This is a genomic window from Saccharopolyspora sp. NPDC002376, assembly GCF_053593195.1.
Map to the genome: position 1 here is coordinate 25,791 of NZ_JBSFBZ010000049.1, position 20,996 is coordinate 46,786.

Sequence of the window (20,996 nt, forward strand, 5' to 3'; positions counted from 1 at the left end):
GAAACACGGGAACCAGTAGGAAGTTTGAACGGGGAACCCGGAACATCCGAACGGACCAACGGCTATCTGCTGATCGGCTCCGGTCGAAAGGAGGGGTGGTGGGAGATCACCACCCCTCCCGGGAATCACATGGACGGTGCGGGAACGAGTCCAGTCCGGTCGCGCGGCGTCTTCGCCACGTCAGCGGTGGTTTCGTCGCCGCGTGCCGTGGCAGCGACTTCGACGATCGCGCCGACCTGCGCGACGATGTCCTGCAGGTTCTGGGCGAAGACCGGATCGACGATCGCGTCCTCGTTGCCCGGAGCGAAGGTGAGCACCGGGGTGTGGACGTGCCCGCCGCGCAGATCCGCGCCGACGGCGTCGCGCAGCAGCGTCGTCCGGTAGGCGATCTCGTTGGACAGGTAGCTGCCGCCACCACCCGCACGTGCGGCTGAACCGGGCGTCGGGCCGTCCGGCCGGACCACGGGTTCGGTCTCCCCGGCCGGGATCTCGGTGACCTCGGTGTTGTGGAACACCGGGTAGCGGCCGGTGTTGGCGCGCACGATGTCGGCGTAGGGCTGCGTCGTCGGCACGAACTCCTGCGGCGGCTCGACGGTCGGGATGCCCGGCGGGATCTCGGCGACGCCGTCGCGCTGCTCGTTGTTGTTGTCCATCCCGGTGTGCCAGCGCCCGTTCCAGTGCTCGATGTCGAACTGCTCGGGGCGGCCCTGGCTGACAGTGGCGAACAGGTCGACCTGGTCCACGCCGGGCTGCAGGTGCGGTAGGAAGGTCTGCTCGACCATGCCCTGCTCGAAGGGCTTCCACAACACCGGGAACATCGCGGCCTCGACGCGGACCGGCCCAGATTCGGTGTTCAGCACCTTCCCGTCGAGAGCGAGCGCGGACGCACCGGACGGGTTGCTGCGGCGGATGTCGCCATCCAGCTGGAACGGGTCGAAACCGCTGATCAGCACCCGCTTGATGCCCTTCTCGTGTGGGAAGTCCACCGAAGTCTGCCCGCGCGAATGGCGCTCCAAGCTCCACAACAGCTGATCGCGCTCGGAGTCGTCGAGCGAGAACGACGGCGTCCACTGGCGCAGCGCCTTGGTCATGCTCAACCGCGCCCAGTACAGCGGGCGGTCGTCGACGGTCGGCAGGTCACCGCTGCCGCGGCCCTGGGCGCGAGCCGTGGCCCGGTCCCAGACCCGATCGCCGCTGGTGCCGATCAGCCGCTCGGCGGCGGCGAGGTCACCAGCACGGCACAACGCCGCCGCGAACTTCGGGCCGATGTCGTCGAACCCGCTGCGAGCCAGCACTTCCTGCGGTTCGGGTCGGGGGAGTCGTTGCTCCTCGACGGTCAGCGGACGTGACGGGTCGGAGCAGTCGGGTGCGGCCTGCGAAGCGACAGGTGCGAGCAGCGCCAGGGTTGCTGAGGCAATCGTGCACGCGATGCTGCGGCGGACCGGTGGACGCACGTGAGCCCTCCTTGGTGCGGTTGGTGCGAAGAACACATTCGACCGCACCGAACCCGCTCCGGGCCACTGCTCGACTCGAACTCGCCAGTCCACACCGGACGGTCAGCGTCGCGACCGCGCCCCCGGCCGGGTTGAGCACGGGGACGCCGATGGCGAGGATGCCGGCTTAGTGCTCCTCGTCGGCGGTCGCCTAACCCTGCTGGCGGACCCTCTCGATCTCGCGCGCCAACTGGTCCCGGTCGATGATCGACTTGAGCCCGAACAACGGCAGCTCCAGTTCGGCGGCATCGGGTTCCCGCTGTCCTGCCTGGTCGGACCGGACCACTTCTGGTGGGCGTTCGCGCTGCTGATCGTGGCCGGAGGCGCCATGTACGCGCCCTACGGTCCGTACTTCGCGCACGTCTCGGAGATCCTGCCGCGCAACTTCGCCGGAGCGGGCGTGGGCTGCGTCAACACGGCCGGCTCGATCGGCGGCTTCTTCGGGACTTACCTGGTCGGCTGGCTCAACGACACCACCGGCTCGACGGCGGCCTCGTTTGTCATGATGGACTCGTCGATGGTGGTCGCAGCGCTGATCCCCCCGTTGATCGGCATCGGAGCGCGCTCCGAGAAGGAGCAGCGCGAAGCAGTCGCGTGATCTGGCAGCGTGATTCGAGGGGTGCCTCAGCGAGGCAGCCCCAGCTCGCCCGCCCGCAGCCCGGCTTGGAAGCGGGAGTTGGCCTCGAGCTTGACCATCAGTTCGGCCACGCGCCGCCGGTAGGTGCGCAGCGAAAGACCGATCTGCTTGGCCGCTGATTCGTCGGTGAGTCCAGAACCGAGAGCGTTGAGGATCACACGGCCGTCAGCGTCGAGATTGGGGATGTTCTTCCGCAGATAGGTGTCCAGGTCGACGGCGGTGTCCCAGATGGCCTCGAACAGCGAGTGGACGCCATCGACCAGGATCTGCGATGTCGTCACGGTGTATTCGCGGCCGATAGGCGTCTCCGCGCCAGCGAGGATCATCACCCGCCTGTCGATGATGATGGTCTCGTGCGGCAGCCGCGAGCCGCTGATCCGGACGAGAGCCCCCTGGTTCTGCACCAGCCGCAGATGCGTGCGGGCCTCTTCGTCAGCGAGCGCGACTGGGCTGAACAGCTTGCGGGGGACGAAGCCCGGAGAGTGCGCGGCGGTCTGGTCGAGGCGGATCTGCGCTCCCTCGGACTGGACCGGCTCGACCTGGTCTACCTGCGGGCGGGATGACTGAGCCAGGCGGCGAGTCGATCGGCGAACGCTTCGCCGTGCTGGCGGAACTCCGCGCGGAGGGGCTGATCCGGCACCTGGGCGTCAGCAACGTCGATGCCGTGCAGCTCGCAGAGGCCCGGGAGATCGCGCCCGTCGCAGCGGTGCAGAACCGGTACGCAGGTGATATGGGACTGCTGGCGGAATGCGAGGAAGTGGACATCGCGTACGTGCCGTACTTCCCGCTCGGCGGTGGTGTCAGTCCCGTTGGCGCCGAAACGGCTGGATGAGGTTGCAGCTCGCTTAGGCGCGACCGCCACGCAGGTGCACTTCGCCTCGCTGTTGGCGAATTCGCCGTCGCTGCTGGCGATTCCGGGCACCGGGTCACTCGACCACCTGGAGGAGAACCTCGCGGCGAACGATCTCAGGCTCAGTGACGAGGACCTGTCCGGCTTGCGGGGTTGACCGGGCGGGCTACCGAGTCTCGCGGCTTCGGTTCGGGGGCGATCAGTTTTCGGCGGCTGCGGCGGTTCTCGTCGACCGCCTTGATCACGCGCTGCACCACCGCGTCCACCACGGCTTGGACGTCCCAGCGGTAGGTGGACAGGGCCGGGGTCAGCAGGCGGGATACCGGATGGTCGTCGTAGCCGAGCACCGAGAGGTCGGCCGGGATGTTCAGGCCGAGATCGCGCGCGGCTTCGTAGACGCCGTAAGCCATCGAGTCGGTCAGGCAGAAGACCGCGGTCGGCCGAGGCGCATCGGCCAGCGCGGCGCGTGCCGTTTCGGCTGCTTCGGTCAAATCGTTCGGGCACGCCACCACGCGCTGGTCCATACCGAGGTCGTGTGCGACATCTTGGACGATCTTCTCTGCGGGCCGCTGCCGCAGCAGTCGAGGACTGGGTGTCAGCACCAGGACGTCGCGGTGGCCCGCCTCGCTGAGCGTGTTCAGCGCGTGGGTGACGCCCAGGGCGTTGTCGAACACGACCTCGGCGGCGGTGGGGGCGCCGGGCAGCGGGTCGCCGATCGCCACGAGCATGGTCCGCTCGGCGGCCTGCGCCCAATACTGGGACGTCGGGTCGACCGGGATGGTGACCAGTGCGTCGACCCGCTGGTCCAGCAGGTTCTTGGCCAGCAGGGCTTCGCGCTCCGGATCGGCGGCGGAGTCCATGAACAGCGTGTTCCGGTCCGCGGCGAGGAAACTGCGACCGAGGGTGGTGGCGAACTTCTGCTGCCACAGGTCTTCCAGCGAACTGCACAGGACGCCGATCATGCCGGTGCGTCCGCTGGCCAGCGCGCGGGCGACCGGGTCGGCCTCGTAGCCGAGGCGGTCGGCGGCCTCCCGCACGCGCTGCTGGGTTTCCGGGGGCACCTGCAGACCGCGCAGCGCGTAGGAGACAGCCGCCGGGGAAAGGCCCGTTTCCGCGGCGATGTCCTTGATCGTGGGGCGCTTGCGGCGTGGCACCCGAAAAGCCTAGCGCGCAAGCCGACTCCGGCCGGTCGAACAGCTTGACCAGGGGTTAGGTGATGCGCTTCACTGAAACCATTCACTGAAACGCTTCACAAGGGCGACGGCCTTCGTGCGGTGTGCCGGTTCGGCCGTCGCTCCGGGAGGAGGCAGCGGGTGTTCGGTGAATCTGTCGCGGTGCCCGCGCGGCGCGCGCTCCCCGTCGACCAAGTGCGGACGCTGGGTGTTCTGCCCGGCCGCTTCCTGGACTTGGGTGAGCTGCGCGGTTTGGTCGCGGACCTGGTGCGTCGACCGGAGTTGTGGGAGCGGCACGTCGCGTTCAGCGATGAGAAGCGGCACTACGCCTCGCTGCACCGCGACGATCACGTCGACGTGTGGCTGCTGTGCTGGACTCCGACGAACGACACCGGCTGGCACGACCACGACGTTTCCTCGTTCGCCGTCGCAGTGGTTCGGGGTGCGCTGGTCGAGCACAACCCGACCTTGGGCGGGCGCAGCCTGCGGACCGAGGTCACTGCTGGGCACGTCTACGGATCCGGTCCGGAGCACATCCACCGGCTGACCGGAAAGGCGCACGAGAGCGTCTCCATCCACGCCTACTCGCCACCGCTGTGGCGGATGGGGCAGTACGCGCTGGTCGACGGCGTGCTCCGGCGCATCGCGGTCTCCTATGCCGACGAACTGCGCCCGGTCGGTGACTTCGCGAACTCCTCGCACTGAGTTGTTTCGGGAGGAGCGATGGCTTCGGGCGTCGTGGTCCTCGACGGCATCGAACTGTCCATTGCGGACCTCCGGCGGATAGCGGAGGGCGCGGCACGGGTTGCGATTGCGGCCAGCGGGGCGGAACGCCTGCGGCGGAGCTGGCTCGTGGCTCGGGAGCTGACGCAACCGGTGTACGGCAGAACTACCGGTGTCGGCGGCAACTGCGGTGAGGTCGTGTCCGACCCCGCCGAACACGGGATGCGGCTGTTGCGCAGTCATGCGAGCGCGATCGGGGATCCAGTGCCGGAGCGTGAGGTTCGGGCGATGCTGGCGGTGCGGGTGAACCAGGTGTTGCGCGGCGGTGCGGGGCTGCAACCGGCCATCGCCGAGGCGATCGTAACCGCGCTCAACAGCGGAACCCACCCGCAGGTGCACGAGCACGGCTCGGTCGGCACCGGCGACCTCGGACCCCTCGCCGAACTCGGCCTGGCGCTCGCCGGTGACGGCCGGTGGAGCGGGCAGCCGCCGAGGCAGGTGACCTTCCAGGCGGGCGACGCCCTGGCCTTGATCAGCAGCAACGCGCTCACGATCGGCCAAGCAGCCTTGGCCGTCGCGACGATTCGAACGCTCTTGCACGCCGCAACGCGAGTCACCGCGTTGACGCTGTGCGCGGTCGGTGGTTCGACCGAACCATTCGCGCTGGAAGTGCACCGCAACCGTCCACACGCTGGAGCGAAGCGGGTGGCCGTCGACGTGCTCGCGCAGCTGGGTGGCGCGGTAACCCCGGGTCAGCGCATCCAAGACCCGTTCGGACTGCGCTGCTTCCCGCAAGTGCACGGACCTGCGCTGGAGGCAGTGGCCGACGCCGAGTCGGTGCTGTCCGTAGAGATCAACGCGGCTGCGGAAAACCCGCTGATCACATCCGCCGGAGCCATCCACCACGGTGGTTCCCACACCGCACAGCTGGCCCTCGCACTGGACCGACTGCGCCTGGCCGTGCTGGCCACCGCTCAGCTGTCGACCGCCAGGCTCTCGATGCTCACGGAACCGGACCTCACCGGACTTCGGCCGTTCCTCACCGCCGGTCCGCCGGGAAGCTCGGGAATCATGCTGCTCGAATACAGCGCGGGATCGGCGTTGGCCGAACTGCGCGCCGCTGCCTTCCCGGTGACCTTCGGGCACGCGGTGCTGTCCAGGGGAACTGAAGACCACGCGGGCTTCGCCTCCCAGGCGGCGCGGCAGACCAAGCAGGTGGCCGACGCATACCGACTGGTGCTGGCGTGCGAGCTCGTCGCCGCAGTGCGCGCGCACCGGATGCTCGACTCGAGGCTCGGCACGCCCGTCCGGGAGCTCTACGAACAGGCGTGCTGTCAACTCGACCCGGAGACGCAGGACCGCCCGTTGTCCGACGACGTCTCGATCGCCGCGGCCTTGCTCGACGAGATCACGTGATTCCAACAGGTCGTCGGGCAGGAACCGACTGCGCGAGTTGTTCGGCGAGTTCGAGGTTGAGCCGCGCTTCGTCCGGCGTCCGACGGCCGTGCCCGCAGGCGGCAGCGACAGCGGCGACGGGTTGTCCCAGGGCGGCTTCGGTGTGCCGGAGCGCGCTTGCGGACAGCTCCGGGTGGTGTTCGTCGACGCAGCCCGCGATCACCTCGACGCCTCGGGTGAGGTCGCGCAGCGGCGCGTAGGTCGAGGCGGAGCTGGGCGGCGGTTGGTCGCCGTGGGCCAGGGGGATGTGCATGGCGGGCAGCGGATGTCCGACGTGCCGCAGTCGTGTCGCCAACGAGTTGATCACCTGCACGGCGGACCGCAGGCCTGCCGGTCGGAACAGCGCGCGGTGCCCGAGGTCCCCGTAGCACAGGTGCAGCGTCCACCGCGCGGATCGCGGGACGGAGGTGATCAGCCTGGCCAGCTGGCGGGTGAGCAGTCGTGCGGCCGCACGGCGGGCCGCAGCCGGCGCTCGGTGCATGACGTAGAGGACTGCCGGTGATTCCAGTTGGAACGTCACTTCGGTGCCGTGGGATTGCGCGATCCGGGTGACCTCCGAGATGATCATCTGTTCGAAAACAGCGTGGAACCGCGGTATCTGACCCACGCCCAGGGTGAAGATCGATAGGTCCAAAGAGGACGGAACGCTGACCTGGACGGGTGGTGCGGCGCCGAGCTGACGGCGTGCGGCGACCGCTGCGGCCACCTCGGACGGGCGGCCCAGCGCGATGTCGTCGGGGGTCAGCCGGTGTCCGGAGCGAACCCGGTAGACCGGCATCGTGGCGTAGCTGCTTCCATCACCGGACTTCGCGGTCTCGAGCCCGGGAACTTCGGCGCGCGCCACCAGGTAGTCGATGATCCAGTTCGGGTCCACATCGCAGGGCAGTGCGGTGAGCTCGGCGTTTCCGGTGTGCTCGAGCACCCAGCGCATGCCCGAAACGGCATCCGGGGCGATGTCGGGAGGCAACGAGCCGACCAGGTGCACGCGCCGTCGGGAGTCGGAGATGGGGGACGGCAATGCCATGAGAGCCTCCGGGAAGCATTGACCTGGCTGGAGCGACACGGTAGTGAGCATCGCGCATCGCTCCGGCCGGGTCGCGACCGGAGGACTGATCGCGGTGCCCAACACTGGCAGACCCCGGGCAGCGGTGCAGGTTTTCGCTTCCCGCTAAAGGGTTAACGACCCGCTCGGCGGTTCGCCCGGTGGGTGCTGGTCAAGCGTGACTTCGGTGGAAGATCAGGCGGTAGATCACCAGCAGGAGCAGCGAGCCGATCACTGCCCACACGAAGCTCATCAGGTTGAAGCCGGTGACCCCGCCGCTGCCGGTGAGGTGGGAGCCGATCCAGCCGCCGAGGAACCCGCCGACGATGCCGATCAGGATGGTCACGATGATCCCGCCGGGATCGCGGCCGGGAAGGATGAACTTGGCGATCGCCCCGGCGATCAGCCCGAACAGTATCCAGCTGAGGATCCCCATGGTGGTACTCCTTCCTCCGAACGGTGACCCCACGACTACCCGCGGTTCGCTCGGTGCATTCCCGGCTGGTCGGGGTGGTGGCGGGTGAGGTCCGCCGGTGCTGGTGTTGCGACTGGGATTCTTGTGTTGCGTGTGGGGTGCTGCGTGCACCGAAAGGTCCACAGCGGACGGTTCACGCCATCGGTACGTCTGCGCTGCGTTCGGCGTGGATACCCGTGGGGAGCGATGTCCGAGAACCGAGGGGGGACGGCGATGGACACGAGGAGCCCGGCGGCCAGCGGTCTGGTCGACTACATCCGGTCCGTGGCGGACGTGCTGGGGGACGATGTGGCGGAGGTAGACGTCGACTTCGATGACGGCCTGGCCACCGCGATCATCCTGGTGTGCTCGCGCGTGCCGACGCTGCTGGACTACCCGCTGCTGCTGACCTGGGACGAGGTCAGTGGCTGGGCGCTGCGCGTGGAGACCGACGGCACGGGGGACACGACCGCACTGCAGTTCCTGGGCGGTGACATCCTTCCGCACCCGAGCGCGGTGCGGAAGTTCCTCGGCGACGCGGTCCGCGGCCGCAGTCCCGGCCTGGTGCTACCGCCGGCGTTCCGCATGCCGAACGCCGGTGACGAGCTGGAGCACCGCCTGGCGCACTTCCGGGCCTGAACCAGGTCCATCTTGCTCATCGGTGCGGGTGGCGGAACCTCAGCGCCAGCCTGAACTGCGGGTGTGCCTGCGAAGAGCTGGGTTTTGAGTCGTCAAGGGCCCTGTCCGTTGGAGCTGGGGCCAGGGGAGGCGTGCGAATCGGTCACCAGTGATCGCACGACTGTGTTCGCGGTCGCGACCAGCGGTACGGCCAGGACGGCCCCGCCCACTCCGGCGATGGTGAAGCCCGAGGTCACGCTGAGCACCACCGCCAACGGGTGCAGCCGCACGGCGTGCCCCAGCAGGAACGGCTGCAGCACGTGGCCTTCCAGCTGCATCACGCACACCACCACGGCCAGCAGGATCAACGCCGTGACGAACCCGTTGGCGGCCAGCGCGACGAGCACGGCCAGCCCGCCGGTGACCACTGCGCCGACGTAGGGCACGAAGGCGCCGAGGAAGATCACCACGGCCAGCACGAACGGCAGCGGAACCCCGAGCACAGCGGCTCCGATGCCGATCAACGCCGCGTCGATGAACGCCACCGCCGCCGTCGCGCGAACGTAGGCCACGAGTGTCGCGAAGCCGCGCTTCCCGGCGACGTGCACGTGCTCGCGGACTGTTCGCGGCACCGTCACCTGCACGACGAACGACCAGATCCGGCCGCCGTCGCGGAGGAAGAAGAACAGAGTGAACAGCCCGAGCAGCATCCCGGCCAGGAACCGCAGCAGTGTGCCGGTGGTGGCCAGCGCCGTTGTCGGCAACCCGCCCTGGTCGATCCGCAGCGCCTGCGTGAGCTGCTGGAACACCTCGTTGAGCTGCTGCTGGTTCAGGCTCAGCGGGCCGCGGATGAGCCAGCTGCGGATCTGCTCGAAGCTGGCGACCAGCTGCTCGCTCAGCCCGGCCAGCCCGGCCACGAGCGTGTTGATCACTACCGCCAGCACCGCGCCGAGCGCGCAGAGCCCACCGACGAGCACGAGCAAGGCGGCCAGCGTGCGGTGCACCCCTCTGCGCACCAGCCAGTTCACCACGGGGGCCATCAGCGCGGCGAGCAGGCCGGCCACCGCGACCGACATGACCTCGCCGTAGAGCGCGTCGAAGACCTTCCACAGCACCCACACCACGGCGACCAGCACGAGCAACCGCCAACCCACCGCAGCCGCGACGCGCAGACTGCGGGGAACCCCGCTCGCGCCGGAATCACCCACAGCACGTGGTTGGCCCGCAACACTGATCACCAAACGCAGGGCCGCCCGGGTGTCCACTGTGGTCGGTCCCGTACCCGGCCTGGACGTACCGATCCAGGTGAGTCGCGATTGGACCTTGCTCGGTGGCCGGGGGTGCTTGAGAGCATGGTGCGGTGACTTCATCTGATGGTATTCGCCGTCCCTTCGCCCAGGTCGACGTGTTCGGCGCGGCTCCCTGCACCGGCAACGCGCTTGCCGTGGTGCTCGACGCCGACGGGCTGTCCGATGAGGCGATGCAGCGGTTCGCGCGCTGGACGAACCTCTCCGAGACGACTTTCCTGCTGCCGCCGACCACACCGGAAGCCGACTACCGGGTCAGGATCTTCACCCCGTCCGGTGAGCTGCCGTTCGCGGGGCACCCCACGCTCGGGAGCTGCCACGCCTGGCTTTCCCAGCAACCGAACCCGGTCGGGGAGCGGATCGTCCAGGAGTGCACCGCAGGTCTGATCGAGTTGCGCGGCGACAACGGTCGATACGCCTTCGCCGCGCCGCCGCTGATTCGCCAGGGACCGGTCGACGACCAGCTGCACGACGAGCTCTCGAACTGGCTGGGGCAGCTTCGAGACGCCCAGTGGGTGGACAACGGGCCGGGCTGGGTGGGAATCCTGCTCGACAGCGCGGACGAGGTGCTGCGCGTGCCCGCCCCACCGGCGACGCTTCCGCCGCTGGGCGTGGTGGGCCCGCACCCGCCGGGCGCGGCGCACCAGTTCGAGGTGCGCGCGTTCTTCCCGGAGGGCAACCAGGTGGTCGAAGACCCGGTCACCGGCAGCCTCAACGCAGGCATCGCGCAGTGGCTCATCGGAACCGGACGAGCCCCCGAGCACTACACCGCGCACCAGGGCACTGCGGTCGGCGCCGACGGCCGGATTTCGATCGACCGCGACGAACTCGGCACCATTTGGGTCGGAGGAGCCGCGATCACCTGCATCCAGGGCGAAGCCGAGTTGTGACTGGTCAGCGGGTCAGGGCGTCGATCTCGTCAGCGGCCTCCGGCCATCCCTGGCTGAGGTCGGCGCTGTCACCCAGGGCGAATCCTTCGAACCGGAACGGCGGGGCGAGCGTGAGCCCCACCATCGACCACGCGCCGTCCGGGCGAGAGCCCTGCCAGGCACCGGCCGGGATGACGATCTGCAACACCTGACCGGCATCGAGGTCCGGGCCGAGCGTCACCCGGCGGCTGGTGCCGTCGGGATCCAGCACCAGCATCCGGACCGGCGCGCCACCCTGCCAGTGGTAGACCTCAGGCGAGTCCAGCTTGTGCAGGGCGGAGAAGTCCGGCGCGATCATCAGGTAGATCGCCGACGACATGTTCTCGTCGGCGTACATCTTGCGAACGTGACCGCCTTCGCCTTCGAGCGGCTCCAAGCCGAGCCGCTCGATCAGAGCCTGGCCGACAGCCGGATCGTCCCCACCGGGCAGACCGATGTGCATGCTGTTCCTCCTGCTCACCAGGTGGGGCGCACCGAGGCGCCACCGTCGACGACCAGCTCCTGCCCGGTCACCCAGCTGCTGCCCGGGCCGCACAGGAACAGGCACGCATCAGCGATGTCGGCCGGCTGCCCGAGCCGGCCGATGGGGTTGCCGGCCTCCCACTGCGCCACACCCTCCGGCCAGTCCGTCCGGATGGCCGGGCGGTCCATCAGGCCGGGGGAGACCAGGTTGATGCGGACCCCGTCGCGCGCGTACTCCAGCGCAGCCGAGCGCACCAGCATGTCGACGGCCGCCTTGGACACCGCGTAGTGCGCCGATCCAGGCTTGGGCTGGGAACCGACGATCGACCCGATGGCGACCACGGCGCCACCTTCGGCCTGCGCGGACATCGCGCGGTGGGCGGCTTGCAGCACCAGGAACGTGGCGTCCACATTGGATTCCTGCACCGCGCGGAAGTCGGCGAGCGACATCTCGGCCAGCGGCTGGAGCGGTTGGATGCCGGCGTTGAGCACCGCGGCGTCGAGGCTCCCGAAGCCGTCGAGCGCGACCTGCACGACACGGTCGGCACCGTCGGGGGAGCGGAGGTCGGCCTGAACCGCGACGGCGCTGCCACCGATCGATTCGACGTCGCGAACGACCTCGCCCGCGCCCGCTTCGTCGCGGTGGTACTGGACCACCACCCGAGCTCCGGCCTGCGCGAACCGGCGCGCGATCCCGCTGCCGATGCCCCCGCTCGCGCCGGTCACCAGCGCGACCTTGCCCGCGAGGCCATCCGCACCCGGCACCTGGTTCATGCCGCCGTCCCTTCGTCGTAGGAGTCGGACACCAGGGTGCCGCACGGCCGTTCGACGCCGCTGAACCGGGTTCCACCGCCATCGCGGCGCGCGTAGGCTGGCGGCGTGATCGAGTTGTGGGAGCCGACCGGGGGCGGCGTGCTTCAACTGCCATCCGGTCGTTCGGTTCGAGGACGCGCTCTGAGCAAGCCGCTTCCCGCCGGGCCACAACCGGATTTCGCCGTGTACCTGCTCGGAAAGCAGCCACCTCTGGTCGAGTGGGAGAGCCGGTGGCTGCGCTGGCCGGACTTCCGGCTGCCCGCCGACCGGAGCCATGCCCGCCAGGTGCTGCGCGAAGCCTGGGGGCGGGCCGAGCACGAGCGGGTGGAGCTCGCCTGCGCTGGTGGCAAGGGCAGAACCGGCACAGCACTGGCCTGCCTCGCGGTCATCGACGGAGTCCCAGCGGCTGAAGCGGTCGCTTACGTCCGCGCCCACTTCGACCACCGCGCGGTCGAAACCCCTTGGCAGAAGCGATACGTCGCCAAGTACACCGCGTGACTCGTCCATACCGAGGAGGGGAACCCCATGGGCCGCAAGGTCATCCTCGACGTCGACACCGGCACCGATGACGCCGTGGCGATCATGTTCGCCGCGCTGCACCCCGATCTCGACCTGCTCGGCGTCACCACGGTCAACGGCAACGTGCCGCTGGAGAACACCACGGACAACACGCTGCGCGTGCTGGACTGGATCGGCTGCCCGGACATCCCGGTGCACCCGGGCGTGCCGCGCCCGATCGCCCGGCGCGGCTTCCCCGGCGGCCGGCACTTCGAGCAGGACGACGACCACGACCCGCACGGCACCGCCCTGCCGATCCCGGCCCCGCGCATCACGGCGCAGGACACCGGAGCGGTGGAGTACCTGGTGGAGACCCTGCGCGCGACCACGGAGCAGATCACGCTGGTGGCCGTCGGGCCGCTGAGCAACGTCGCCACCGCGCTCACGATCGATCCGTCGCTGGCCAGCGCGGTGGAACAACTGGTCGTGATGGGCGGTGGCCACGCCGTCGCCAACGTGACCGCGTCCGCCGAGTTCAACATCTGGGCCGACCCGGAAGCCGCGAACGTGGTGCTGTCCGCCGGTTTCGACCCGCTCACCTTGGTGACGCTCGACGCGACCCACCAGGCGCTGGTCCCGCAGAAGACCTGCGATGCGCTCGAAGGGCTGGGAACCCAGGCAGGTACGGCCGCTGCCCGGTTCATCTCGCGCCGAATCGCCGCCTACGAGCAGATGGCGGTGGCCGGGAACGCGGCGCCGGTGCACGACGTGGTGTGCACCGCCTACCTCGTCGAACCCGAGGTGATCTCCACCCAGCACTTCCCCGTCGAGGTGGAGACCGCCAGCCCGCTCACCGTGGGGCGGACCGTCATCGACACGCGCCCCGACTCGAAGTCCGAACGGAACGCGCACGTTGCGCTGTACGCGGATGCGGAACGGCTCAACGAACTCCTCGTCGCCACCTTCGCCCGCGACTCCAGTTCCTGACCGCCGCCGTGGGCCGGTCGGGTTTCCCGTTGCGGGCCATACTCGCCCCCGGAGCCGTGCGGCTCCGGGCTTGATCAGTCGACGAGCGGGGAGAAGTCATGGAATTCCGCCACCTCGGCCGCAGCGGTCTGGTGATCAGCGAGATCGCCTACGGGAACTGGCTGACGCACGGCTCCCAAGTCGAGGAGCAGGCCGCGGTCGCGTGCATTCGCGCCGCGCTGGACGCCGGGATCACCACCTTCGACACGGCCGACGTCTATGCGGAAGGACGTGCCGAGGAGGTGCTCGGCCGGGCGCTGCGGGGTGAACGCCGAGCCGGGCTGGAGATCTTCACGAAGGTGTACTTCCCGGTCGGGCCGGGCCGCAACGACCGCGGGCTCTCGCGCAAGCACATCGCGGAATCGATCGATGCGTCGCTGCTCCGCCTGCAGACCGACTACGTCGACCTCTACCAGGCGCACCGCTACGACCCGGAAACGCCGCTGGAGGAGACCATGGAGGCGTTCGCCGACGTGGTCCGGGCGGGCAAGGCGCTCTACATCGGGGTGTCGGAGTGGACCGCCGAGCAGATCCGCGCCGCGCACGGGCTCGCCCGCGAACTGCGGATCCCGCTGGTGTCGAACCAGCCGCAGTACTCGATGCTCTGGCGGATCATCGAGGACGAAGTGGTGCCCACCAGCGCGGAACTCGGGCTCGGTCAGATCGTGTGGTCCCCGATCGCGCAGGGCGTGCTGACCGGGAAGTACCGGCCGGGAACGCCGCCGCCCGCGGGCAGCAGGGCCACCGACGAGACCGGCGCGAACTTCGTCGCCCGCTGGCTGCACGACGACGTCCTGACGCGGGTCCAGCAGCTCGAACCCCTAGCCGCGCAGGCGGGGCTGTCGATGGCCCAGCTGGCGGTGGCCTGGGTGCTGCAGAACTCCAACGTCTCCGCGGCAATCATGGGCGCCTCCCGTCCGGAACAGGTCACCGAGAACGTCAAGGCCGCCGGCGTGCAGCTCGGCGAAGACCTGCTGGCCAAGATCGACGAGGTCCTGGACCCTGTCGTGATCAACGACCCGGCACTGACCAAGGCCAACTCCCCGAAGGTCCGGAACTAGCGCAGCGTCCCAGGTGGCGCGGAGACGCAGGCGTCTCCGCGCCACCTGCGCTCAGCCCTGTCGGGCCTTCCAACGCGGATTCCGCTTGTTGATGACGTAAACCTTGCCCCTGCGGCGGACCACCTGAGAGCCCTCCTTGTCCTTCAGGGATTTGATCGATGCTCGGACCTTCACGCTCATTCCTTCCCGGGCCCAGCGGCGGCGGACCCACCCCAAGCATAGACAGTAACGATAATCATTTTCAATTAGGCTACTGTCGATCCCGCAGACGCTGACGAGCGCGCGCGGAGGTGAGCGATGTGCGAATGCGCCGCGGCCCGAGCCGCGGCGCATTCGCGCGTTACGAGGTTTCATCAGCCCTTGACGCAGACGACCTGCTTGAGGTGCGTGACGACCTCGACGAGGTCGGTCTGGGCTGCGATCACGGACTCGATGTCCTTGTAGGCGGCCGGGATTTCGTCGACCACTCCGCCGTCCTTGCGGCACTCCACGCCTGCAGTCTGCGCCGCCAGGTCTGCCTCGGTGAAGGTCTTGCGAGCCTTCGTCCGCGACATCCGACGCCCCGCACCGTGCGAGGCCGATTCGAAGGACCGGGCGTTGCCCAGGCCGCGCACGATGAACGAACCGGTTCCCATGCTCCCCGGGATGATGCCCAGGTCGCCCGAGCCGGCGCGGATCGCGCCCTTGCGGGTCACCAGCACCTCGACCCCGTCGTGGACCTCCTCCGCCACGTAGTTGTGGTGGCAGCTGGTCGGCGTGTCGAAGCGGGTTCCGGGCACCGTGTCGGCCAGTGCCAGCTGCACCAGGGACAGCATCGTCGCGCGGTTGCGCGCTGCGTAGTCCTGGGCCCAGAACAGGTCTCGCCGGTACGCCTGCATCTGCGGGGTTCCGGCCACGAACACCGCGAGATCGGGGTCCGGCAGGTCGGCGTTGTGCGGGAGCTTGCGGGCGATGTCGATGTGCCGCTTGGCCAGCTCGTTGCCGATGCCTCGGGAACCGGAGTGCAGCATCAGCCACACGCGGCCGGCGTCCGGGCCGCCCTGCTCCAGGCAGACCTCGATGAAGTGGTTTCCCCCACCGAGCGTGCCCACCTGCGCCCGCGCCCGGTCCTGAATGCCCTGTACACCCGGGTGCAGGTCGCCGAAACCGGACCAGAACTGCTGCCAGCCGCCGGTGCCGGGCACGCGGGCGGGGTTGACCGGGGTGCGGTGCATGGCGAAGCCGACCGGCACGGCCGACTCGATCCGCCGCCGCAGCACGCCGAGATCGTCGGGCAGGTCGCTAGCGGTCAGCGAGGTGCGCACCGCGCTCATCCCACAGCCGATGTCGACGCCCACCGCGGCCGGGGACACCGCGTCGCGCATGGCGATGACGCTGCCGATGGTGGCGCCCTTGCCGTAGTGCACGTCGGGCATCACGGCCAGGCCGTGCACCCACGGCAGGTTGGCGACGTTGTGCAGTTGGCGCATCGCGGCGTCCTCCACGGACTGCGGATCCGCCCACATCCGGATCGGCACCCTGGCGCCGTCGACTGCCGTATGCATGATCGTCCTTCCTCTGAACTCTTGGGACTCACCAATGATCACGCGTTTCCCAGCGCGACGCCACCGAATTAACCGACAGCGCGGCGAGGTGCATCACGAACAGCGTCTGATGTGGACGAAGTTCGTGGAGCCAGAGGGGATTCAAGACAACGGCTCGGAGCCACTCCCGGGCGACTCCGAGCCGTGGAAAGGATCAGGCGGCGCGCAGGTCCGGCGCCAACTCGTCGACCACGGCGAACCGCGGGTCGGCGAACGGTTTCAGCGCCTTCGGGTCGACGCCCGCCAACACCAACGCCACCAGCGTCACCGGAAGCCGTGCGCGGTCGGTGCCGTCGGCGATTTTCACGGCGATCGCCGTGCCGTCAGGAAGCGCGGCGATCTGCACCGCCTCGAAACCGTCCTTGGCGATCAACCCCGGCACCGTTCGCATCAGCGTGGTGGCATCGCGCCGAGTTCCGCCGACCATCTCGGGGTGCGACCGGATCGCCTGCGCGACAGCGCTTTCCGGCGTCCCGTCCGGTGCACTGGCGATCCGCCCGGCCGCTGTGGCCAGGCCGCGCAGCGAAACGGCGAACAACGGCGCGCCGCAACCATCCGCGGCCACGTGCGCGATCCGCTGCCCGGTGAGTTCCTCGACGGTGGCGGCGATCTCGTGCTGCAGGGGGTGGGCGGGATTCAGGTAGTCCGATGTGGACCAACCGTTCTCCTGCGCGGTCCACAGCATGGACGCGTGCTTGCCCGAGCAGTTGTGCGCCAGTTTGCGCGCCGGTCGGTCCGCCGCGATCCAGCGGTCCCGCTCGACCGGGTCGAACGGCAGGTCTGCCGGGTTGCCGAGGTCGTCCTCGGTGGATCCGCTGGCCGCCAGCACGCGCCGGGCTCCGTCGATGTGGAACTGCTCGCCGGAGTGGCTGGCGGCGGTCAGCGCGAGCAGGTCCGGTGGCAGCGACAGGCCGAGCCGGGTCATGGCCACCGCCTGCACCGGCTTGGCCGCCGAACGCGGGTAGAAGGCGCTGTCGACGTCACCGGCCTGGAACAGCGTCGAGCCGTCCGGCCCCAGCACCACGACCGAGCCGTGGTGGACGCTTTCGACCAGGCCGTCGCGCAGGACGTGCACCAGCGGCTCGTGCGCGGGCACCCCGGTCGGGGGAGCGGGGTTCATTCGTGGTACCTCCTCGTGGGGCGTGGTCGGATTCGGCTGCGGGTCGCGCAGCCGCGGGTCGTTCAGGGGCGGCCGACGATGTCGCTGAGCGCGTGCTCGACGTTCGTCAGGTGGTGGGCCATCGCCTCGGTTGCGGCGCTCTCCCGGCCGCCGGCGATGGCGTCGACGAGCTCGCGGTGCTCGGCGTCGGATTCCGCGCGGCGGTCGCCGCGCTGGTTCAGGAAGGCGGACTGCTTGGCCAAGGCGTCCCGGATCTCCTCGATGACCTTGCCGAACACGGGATTGCCCGAAGCCTGGGCGACGGTGATGTGGAACAGCGAGTCCAGCGCGACCCACGCGGTGTCGTCGGTCTCGCGGGTCATCCGCTCCAGCAGGTCGGTGAGCAGGCCCAGGTCGTCGGTGGTGTGCCGCAGGGCGGCGTAACCGGCGGCCGGTATCTCCACGTGGCGGCGCACTTCGAACAGGTCCCGCGCCGAGTACGAGCCGAACCTGGGGTTGTCGACGGGTTCGTCGGCGACGACGAAGGTGCCCGTGCCGGTCCGCGACACGGTGAGCCCGAGGGCCTGCAGGCCGCGCAGCGCCTCCCGCACGACCGACCGGCTCACCTCGAACTCCCTGCCGAGCGCGGCCTCGGACGGCAGCTTGGCGCCGACCGCGTACTCACCGCGCACGATGGCGTCGCGGAGGTGGGCCAGCACGGCCTCCATCGCGCTGACCCGCTGGAGGCCAGCTGTCCGGCTGTCAGACAGGTTCACAACACGAAGCGTGAATCGAACACGTTCCGTTGTCAACAGTTCGGTGGCGCTGGGCCGGAAGGGCGATGCAAAACACGTCGCGTGACCGCGGGTTGATGATCGAGGGGTTCTGGCCAGCGATGTTACCGACCAGTAGGATCGGGTGGTTCACTGTTGAACCCGAGGAGTCGCAGATGCCGGATCGCGTGTCGGTCGAGATCGACGGGCCACTGGCCCGCGTCACCATGACCCGGGAGGACCGGCTCAACGGGCTCGACCTGGACATGCTGCACGCCCTGATCGACGCCGCCGCGAAGGTGCGCGCCGACCGGTCGGTGCGGGCGGTCGTCCTCAGCGGCGCGGGGCGCTCGTTCTCGGCCGGGCTCGACTTCGCCTCGGTGGGCAAGAAGCAAGGGCAGATGATGCTCAACTTCCTGCGGCCCCCGTGGCGCTCGACCAACCTCTACCAGGAGGCGTGCTGGGCCTGGCGGCGGTTGCCGGTCCCGGTGCTGGCGGTGATCCGCGGCCACTGCTTCGGCGGCGCGCTCCAGCTCGCCCTGGGCGCAGACTTCCGGTTCGCCACGCCCGACGCGCAGTTCTCCGTGATGGAGGCGAAGTGGGGGCTGGTGCCGGATATGAGCGGCACCGCGACGCTGCGCGAGCTGCTGCCGATGGACGTCGCCAAGCGCCTGGCCATGACCGCGGAGGTCTTCGACGGGACCAAGGCGCACGAGCTCGGTCTGGTCACCGAGGTCGGCGACGATCCGCACGCGGCGGCGGTGGAGCTGGCCGAGCAGCTCGCGACCCGGTCCCCGGACTCGGTGGCGGCGACCAAGCGCCTGTTCCAGCGGGCTTGGCACGTTTCCCCGTGGCAGGCGTTCCGCTGGGAGAGCGTCTACCAGCTCCGCCTCCTGCTCGGCGCCAACCACAAGATCGCCCGCAAGGCCAACGCCGGCAAGACGGTTGCCGAGTTCGCCAAGCGCACGTTCCGGTAAGCGCGATCAGCGGTTTCCTGGCGTCCAGCAGGGAGACGCGGCACGGGCTGTGATCCGCGCGCCGACGGTGCCGCCACGGCGCAACTCGGCGGTGATGGCGGGGACGAGGCGGTGGCAGCACAGGTGCACGACGGCTTCCAGCCGGGTGTGCACCTGGCGCCGTTCGTGCGTCCGTTGCAGGTGCAGGAGTGTGCGCATCGGTTCCTCTGTCCCGCTTCACATACCCCCTTAGGGTATGTGATTTCAGTGGGAGAAGACGCCGACTCCGTTGGCGACCGGTCGTGGCACGCCGTCGGAAGGCACGTTGCGCACCGTCGCCGCGTCTTGACCCGGTTCGCGCACCGCCATGGTCGAGGAACCGCCGCCGTCGAGGTTCATCCCGTCGACCGCGCCGAAGGACTGCAGGAGCTCAGCCGTCTCGCGCACGCTCAGCCCGGTGCTGGCCGCCGAACGCCCGTCCACGGTCAGCAGGTAAGCCGTGCGGCCGTCCGCACTGACGCCAGCCGCCGTTCGCGGGGCCAGTTCTTTGGTGTCGAGATCGGGCAGCGGATGTCCGTCGCGCAGGATCGGGAAACCGCCGACCGCGAAGTCCAGCGGCGGCGCCTCGGCTGCCGAAAGGTGCGTCTCGACCACGACGCGATCGCCGACGTCGAGCTTCTCCAGCTCGGCAGCACCACCCTCGCGTCCCACCAGGACCACCGTTCCGGCCGGGATGTCCCCAGCGCCGGGCTTGTCCTGCGCGGAGGCGACCACGCCGTCGCGGACGACGACTTCTTCGGTCTGATCGCTGCACGGCGCCGAGCGGTCGGTGTCGGTCCCGCACACCGCTCTCGCGCGCGAAACCTCGCCCCAGTCCGAGTTGTAGACGCCGATGCCGTCCACTGGAAGCGCGTACTGGTTCAACCCGGAGATCTCGGCGGTCCGGCCGCGGCTGCGCAGCAACCCGTCGAGTTCGAGGCTGGACACCCGCGCCCGCCGGTCGACGCCGACCCCGAAGACGTCCTCGGTGGAAGTCCCGGCAGGCAGGGCGGGACCGAACCGCTGGCCGTTGGGCACCGCGGCCTTGAGATCCTCGCCGTCGGCGATCTCCGGTCCCACCGATGATCCGGTGGCCGGGATTCCTTCGTGCGACTCGCTGATGTGGAAGAAGTCGCCGTTGACCCCGGCGACCGCACCGCCGGCGTTGGTCATGTCGGGGATTTCGTCGCGCGCGGCGACCGAATCCGGGTGCAGTAGATCGAGTTTGACGGTCGGGACGCGCAGATCGGCGGTGAGCAGGTAGGTCACGACCGGACCGTGCACTGTGGACATCTCGAACGACCGGTACGTGACACCCGGTGCCAATTGCGTCTCGATGCGCAGCGATTCGGTGGCTGTTGCCGCTGGTGTCGAAAGCAGTAACGCGCCGACCGCGACCACGGTGCTCAACGCCTTCCGGCGCCCAAGCTCGGCGAGGGCCATCATCGACCGCCTTCCTCGGATCCCGGAACTCCGGTTTCGATCATCGAACCACTCGGTGATGAACAACCGGTGTGCAAGATCCGAACAGCGCGAGAAGACGATCAGCGCGGAAAGCGGACGATGACGGACGAACTGGCCCTGGCCGAAATGCGCTCCAGAAGGCGTTATTCGCGCGACCGGCGTCGCAGGTGAAGCACGCTGCCTTCGCCGTTGGCGCGCTCGGCGGTCGCCGGGTCGCAGACGATCGCGTCGACGCGGCTGCGCAGCTGGTTCATCTTCTGGAAGTCGAGGACCTCCTCGATCCGCTTCCACTCGTCGCGCGGCAGGTGCGCGTGGGCGTCGGTGGCGATGATCTTGCCCAGCACGTGCCCGCTGCTGGTCCAGGCGTCGGCCACCAGGTCACCGGCCACCTCGTGCCCGGTGACCGCTGCCTGGAAGTTCTTCCGGCGCCGGGTGTGCCAGCCAGGTTCCAGGGAAGCTGCCCACTGCGGGTCGGTGCGCCGGTTGTTCGCACGTCCACTGAGGACGGTTTGCGCTGGAAGACGTAGAGGTGCTCGGCGTCG

General features: G+C 69.3%; 27 protein-coding genes. 12 read left to right on the forward strand and 15 right to left on the reverse strand.

Going from position 1 to position 20,996, the window contains the following annotated elements:
* Positions 1–125: 125 nt before the first annotated feature.
* The gene (locus ACWCO2_RS27265; protein ID WP_450130626.1) at positions 126–1,454 is read right to left on the reverse strand and encodes a pyroglutamyl peptidase; all 1,329 of its coding nucleotides are present in this window, start codon (positions 1,452–1,454) and stop codon (positions 126–128) included.
* A gap of 169 nt (positions 1,455–1,623) precedes the next feature.
* On the opposite strand from ACWCO2_RS27265, the gene ACWCO2_RS27270 reads away from it, so the two are divergent.
* Positions 1,624–2,091 (forward strand): MFS transporter, encoded by a 468-nt coding sequence (locus ACWCO2_RS27270; protein WP_450130627.1) that lies wholly within the window; start codon positions 1,624–1,626, stop codon positions 2,089–2,091.
* Positions 2,092–2,117: 26 nt separating this feature from the next.
* On the opposite strand, the gene ACWCO2_RS27275 is transcribed toward ACWCO2_RS27270, so the two are convergent.
* Positions 2,118–2,534: a hypothetical protein gene (locus tag ACWCO2_RS27275; protein ID WP_450130628.1), complete on the reverse strand. Its 417-nt coding sequence runs from the start codon at positions 2,532–2,534 to the stop codon at positions 2,118–2,120.
* 9 nt (positions 2,535–2,543) lie between these two features.
* On the opposite strand from ACWCO2_RS27275, the gene ACWCO2_RS27280 reads away from it, so the two are divergent.
* The 3 genes from ACWCO2_RS27280 to ACWCO2_RS27290 are packed head-to-tail and all read left to right on the forward strand — an operon-like array spanning position 2,544 to position 3,137.
* Positions 2,544–2,693 (forward strand): hypothetical protein, encoded by a 150-nt coding sequence (locus ACWCO2_RS27280; RefSeq protein ID WP_450130629.1) that lies wholly within the window; start codon positions 2,544–2,546, stop codon positions 2,691–2,693.
* Positions 2,690–2,962: an aldo/keto reductase gene (locus tag ACWCO2_RS27285; protein WP_450130630.1), complete on the forward strand. Its 273-nt coding sequence runs from the start codon at positions 2,690–2,692 to the stop codon at positions 2,960–2,962. The genes ACWCO2_RS27280 and ACWCO2_RS27285 overlap by 4 nt, the downstream gene beginning before the upstream one ends.
* 34 nt (positions 2,963–2,996) lie before the next feature.
* The gene (locus tag ACWCO2_RS27290) at positions 2,997–3,137 is read left to right on the forward strand and encodes a hypothetical protein (protein WP_450130662.1); all 141 of its coding nucleotides are present in this window, start codon (positions 2,997–2,999) and stop codon (positions 3,135–3,137) included.
* Here the strand turns inward: ACWCO2_RS27290 and ACWCO2_RS27295 are convergent.
* Positions 3,103–4,134, reverse strand: a complete 1,032-nt coding sequence (locus ACWCO2_RS27295; protein ID WP_450130631.1) for a LacI family DNA-binding transcriptional regulator — start codon at positions 4,132–4,134, stop codon at positions 3,103–3,105. The genes ACWCO2_RS27290 and ACWCO2_RS27295 overlap by 35 nt on opposite strands.
* A gap of 159 nt (positions 4,135–4,293) precedes the next feature.
* Between ACWCO2_RS27295 and ACWCO2_RS27300 the strand changes: the two genes are divergently transcribed.
* Both ACWCO2_RS27300 and ACWCO2_RS27305 read left to right on the forward strand, forming a co-directional pair.
* Positions 4,294–4,857 (forward strand): cysteine dioxygenase, encoded by a 564-nt coding sequence (locus ACWCO2_RS27300; protein ID WP_450130632.1) that lies wholly within the window; start codon positions 4,294–4,296, stop codon positions 4,855–4,857.
* A gap of 18 nt (positions 4,858–4,875) precedes the next feature.
* Positions 4,876–6,291 carry an aromatic amino acid ammonia-lyase gene (locus ACWCO2_RS27305; protein WP_450130633.1) on the forward strand — a complete coding sequence of 472 codons (1,416 nt, stop codon included), beginning with the start codon at positions 4,876–4,878 and terminating at the stop codon, positions 6,289–6,291.
* On the opposite strand, the gene ACWCO2_RS27310 is transcribed toward ACWCO2_RS27305, so the two are convergent.
* Positions 6,284–7,354 carry a hypothetical protein gene (locus ACWCO2_RS27310; RefSeq protein WP_450130634.1) on the reverse strand — a complete coding sequence of 357 codons (1,071 nt, stop codon included), beginning with the start codon at positions 7,352–7,354 and terminating at the stop codon, positions 6,284–6,286. The genes ACWCO2_RS27305 and ACWCO2_RS27310 overlap by 8 nt on opposite strands.
* Positions 7,355–7,544: 190 nt before the next feature.
* Complete coding sequence (locus tag ACWCO2_RS27315) at positions 7,545–7,808, reverse strand: GlsB/YeaQ/YmgE family stress response membrane protein (RefSeq protein WP_450130635.1); 264 nt, start codon at positions 7,806–7,808, stop codon at positions 7,545–7,547.
* A 252-nt stretch (positions 7,809–8,060) separates the two neighbouring features.
* On the opposite strand from ACWCO2_RS27315, the gene ACWCO2_RS27320 reads away from it, so the two are divergent.
* Complete coding sequence (locus ACWCO2_RS27320) at positions 8,061–8,465, forward strand: DUF6292 family protein (RefSeq protein WP_450130636.1); 405 nt, start codon at positions 8,061–8,063, stop codon at positions 8,463–8,465.
* 92 nt (positions 8,466–8,557) lie between these two features.
* Here the strand turns inward: ACWCO2_RS27320 and ACWCO2_RS27325 are convergent, their stop codons facing one another.
* Entirely contained in the window at positions 8,558–9,652 is a 1,095-nt protein-coding gene (locus tag ACWCO2_RS27325; protein WP_450130637.1) for an AI-2E family transporter, read from the reverse strand.
* Between the two features lie 152 nt (positions 9,653–9,804).
* On the opposite strand from ACWCO2_RS27325, the gene ACWCO2_RS27330 reads away from it, so the two are divergent.
* Positions 9,805–10,641 (forward strand): PhzF family phenazine biosynthesis protein, encoded by an 837-nt coding sequence (locus tag ACWCO2_RS27330; protein WP_450130638.1) that lies wholly within the window; start codon positions 9,805–9,807, stop codon positions 10,639–10,641.
* A gap of 4 nt (positions 10,642–10,645) precedes the next feature.
* On the opposite strand, the gene ACWCO2_RS27335 is transcribed toward ACWCO2_RS27330, so the two are convergent.
* Both ACWCO2_RS27335 and ACWCO2_RS27340 read right to left on the reverse strand, forming a co-directional pair.
* Positions 10,646–11,122 carry a cupin domain-containing protein gene (locus tag ACWCO2_RS27335; RefSeq protein WP_450130639.1) on the reverse strand — a complete coding sequence of 159 codons (477 nt, stop codon included), beginning with the start codon at positions 11,120–11,122 and terminating at the stop codon, positions 10,646–10,648.
* Positions 11,123–11,136: 14 nt separating this feature from the next.
* On the reverse strand, positions 11,137–11,916 hold the full coding sequence (locus tag ACWCO2_RS27340) for an SDR family NAD(P)-dependent oxidoreductase (RefSeq protein WP_450130640.1): 780 nt from the start codon (positions 11,914–11,916) through the stop codon (positions 11,137–11,139).
* A 105-nt stretch (positions 11,917–12,021) separates the two neighbouring features.
* Between ACWCO2_RS27340 and ACWCO2_RS27345 the strand changes: the two genes are divergently transcribed.
* The 3 genes from ACWCO2_RS27345 to ACWCO2_RS27355 all read left to right on the forward strand — a co-directional run bounded on the left by ACWCO2_RS27345 (position 12,022) and on the right by ACWCO2_RS27355 (position 14,540).
* Positions 12,022–12,453: a protein-tyrosine phosphatase family protein gene (locus tag ACWCO2_RS27345; protein WP_450130641.1), complete on the forward strand. Its 432-nt coding sequence runs from the start codon at positions 12,022–12,024 to the stop codon at positions 12,451–12,453.
* A gap of 27 nt (positions 12,454–12,480) precedes the next feature.
* Positions 12,481–13,440: a nucleoside hydrolase gene (locus ACWCO2_RS27350; RefSeq protein ID WP_450130642.1), complete on the forward strand. Its 960-nt coding sequence runs from the start codon at positions 12,481–12,483 to the stop codon at positions 13,438–13,440.
* A 98-nt stretch (positions 13,441–13,538) separates the two neighbouring features.
* Entirely contained in the window at positions 13,539–14,540 is a 1,002-nt protein-coding gene (locus ACWCO2_RS27355; RefSeq protein ID WP_450130643.1) for an aldo/keto reductase family protein, read from the forward strand.
* 51 nt (positions 14,541–14,591) lie between these two features.
* Here ACWCO2_RS27355 and ykgO read toward each other — a convergent pair whose 3' ends face one another.
* From ykgO to ACWCO2_RS27375, 4 genes are all read right to left on the reverse strand, one after another.
* Positions 14,592–14,714, reverse strand: coding sequence for a type B 50S ribosomal protein L36 (gene ykgO, locus ACWCO2_RS27360; RefSeq protein ID WP_450130644.1), 123 nt, complete (start codon positions 14,712–14,714; stop codon positions 14,592–14,594).
* A gap of 179 nt (positions 14,715–14,893) precedes the next feature.
* Positions 14,894–16,084 carry an RtcB family protein gene (locus tag ACWCO2_RS27365; RefSeq protein ID WP_450130645.1) on the reverse strand — a complete coding sequence of 397 codons (1,191 nt, stop codon included), beginning with the start codon at positions 16,082–16,084 and terminating at the stop codon, positions 14,894–14,896.
* A gap of 193 nt (positions 16,085–16,277) precedes the next feature.
* Positions 16,278–17,243: an asparaginase gene (locus ACWCO2_RS27370; RefSeq protein WP_450130646.1), complete on the reverse strand. Its 966-nt coding sequence runs from the start codon at positions 17,241–17,243 to the stop codon at positions 16,278–16,280.
* 62 nt (positions 17,244–17,305) lie between these two features.
* Complete coding sequence (locus tag ACWCO2_RS27375; protein ID WP_450130663.1) at positions 17,306–17,950, reverse strand: FadR/GntR family transcriptional regulator; 645 nt, start codon at positions 17,948–17,950, stop codon at positions 17,306–17,308.
* A gap of 221 nt (positions 17,951–18,171) precedes the next feature.
* On the opposite strand from ACWCO2_RS27375, the gene ACWCO2_RS27380 reads away from it, so the two are divergent.
* A complete protein-coding gene (locus ACWCO2_RS27380) occupies positions 18,172–18,972 on the forward strand; it encodes a crotonase/enoyl-CoA hydratase family protein (protein ID WP_450130647.1) in 801 nt (266 codons plus the stop codon).
* A 6-nt stretch (positions 18,973–18,978) separates the two neighbouring features.
* Here ACWCO2_RS27380 and ACWCO2_RS27385 read toward each other — a convergent pair whose 3' ends face one another.
* From ACWCO2_RS27385 to ACWCO2_RS27395, 3 genes are all read right to left on the reverse strand, one after another.
* Positions 18,979–19,170 carry a hypothetical protein gene (locus tag ACWCO2_RS27385; protein ID WP_450130648.1) on the reverse strand — a complete coding sequence of 64 codons (192 nt, stop codon included), beginning with the start codon at positions 19,168–19,170 and terminating at the stop codon, positions 18,979–18,981.
* 45 nt (positions 19,171–19,215) lie between these two features.
* The gene (locus tag ACWCO2_RS27390) at positions 19,216–20,436 is read right to left on the reverse strand and encodes a phosphodiester glycosidase family protein (RefSeq protein ID WP_450130649.1); all 1,221 of its coding nucleotides are present in this window, start codon (positions 20,434–20,436) and stop codon (positions 19,216–19,218) included.
* Positions 20,437–20,597: 161 nt separating this feature from the next.
* Complete coding sequence (locus ACWCO2_RS27395) at positions 20,598–20,843, reverse strand: hypothetical protein (RefSeq protein ID WP_450130650.1); 246 nt, start codon at positions 20,841–20,843, stop codon at positions 20,598–20,600.
* Between the last annotated feature and the right edge of the window lie 153 nt (positions 20,844–20,996).

Bases quoted from the DNA above. Each gene is read 5' to 3' on its own strand.
- ACWCO2_RS27285 (WP_450130630.1), top strand. From the start codon at position 2,690: ATGACTGAGCCAGGCGGCGAGTCGATCGGCGAACGCTTCGCCGTGCTG.
- ACWCO2_RS27320 (WP_450130636.1), top strand. From the start codon at position 8,061: ATGGACACGAGGAGCCCGGCGGCCAGCGGTCTGGTCGACTACATCCGG.
- ACWCO2_RS27280 (WP_450130629.1), top strand. From the start codon at position 2,544: ATGCGTGCGGGCCTCTTCGTCAGCGAGCGCGACTGGGCTGAACAGCTT.
- ACWCO2_RS27390 (WP_450130649.1), bottom strand. From the start codon at position 20,436: ATGATGGCCCTCGCCGAGCTTGGGCGCCGGAAGGCGTTGAGCACCGTG.
- ACWCO2_RS27380 (WP_450130647.1), top strand. From the start codon at position 18,172: ATGCCGGATCGCGTGTCGGTCGAGATCGACGGGCCACTGGCCCGCGTC.
- ACWCO2_RS27305 (WP_450130633.1), top strand. From the start codon at position 4,876: ATGGCTTCGGGCGTCGTGGTCCTCGACGGCATCGAACTGTCCATTGCG.
- ACWCO2_RS27315 (WP_450130635.1), bottom strand. From the start codon at position 7,808: ATGGGGATCCTCAGCTGGATACTGTTCGGGCTGATCGCCGGGGCGATC.
- ACWCO2_RS27385 (WP_450130648.1), bottom strand. From the start codon at position 19,170: ATGCGCACACTCCTGCACCTGCAACGGACGCACGAACGGCGCCAGGTG.
- ACWCO2_RS27365 (WP_450130645.1), bottom strand. From the start codon at position 16,084: ATGCATACGGCAGTCGACGGCGCCAGGGTGCCGATCCGGATGTGGGCG.
- ACWCO2_RS27355 (WP_450130643.1), top strand. From the start codon at position 13,539: ATGGAATTCCGCCACCTCGGCCGCAGCGGTCTGGTGATCAGCGAGATC.
- ACWCO2_RS27335 (WP_450130639.1), bottom strand. From the start codon at position 11,122: ATGCACATCGGTCTGCCCGGTGGGGACGATCCGGCTGTCGGCCAGGCT.
- ACWCO2_RS27375 (WP_450130663.1), bottom strand. From the start codon at position 17,950: ATGGAGGCCGTGCTGGCCCACCTCCGCGACGCCATCGTGCGCGGTGAG.
- ACWCO2_RS27350 (WP_450130642.1), top strand. From the start codon at position 12,481: ATGGGCCGCAAGGTCATCCTCGACGTCGACACCGGCACCGATGACGCC.
- ACWCO2_RS27340 (WP_450130640.1), bottom strand. From the start codon at position 11,916: ATGAACCAGGTGCCGGGTGCGGATGGCCTCGCGGGCAAGGTCGCGCTG.
- ACWCO2_RS27370 (WP_450130646.1), bottom strand. From the start codon at position 17,243: ATGAACCCCGCTCCCCCGACCGGGGTGCCCGCGCACGAGCCGCTGGTG.
- ACWCO2_RS27310 (WP_450130634.1), bottom strand. From the start codon at position 7,354: ATGGCATTGCCGTCCCCCATCTCCGACTCCCGACGGCGCGTGCACCTG.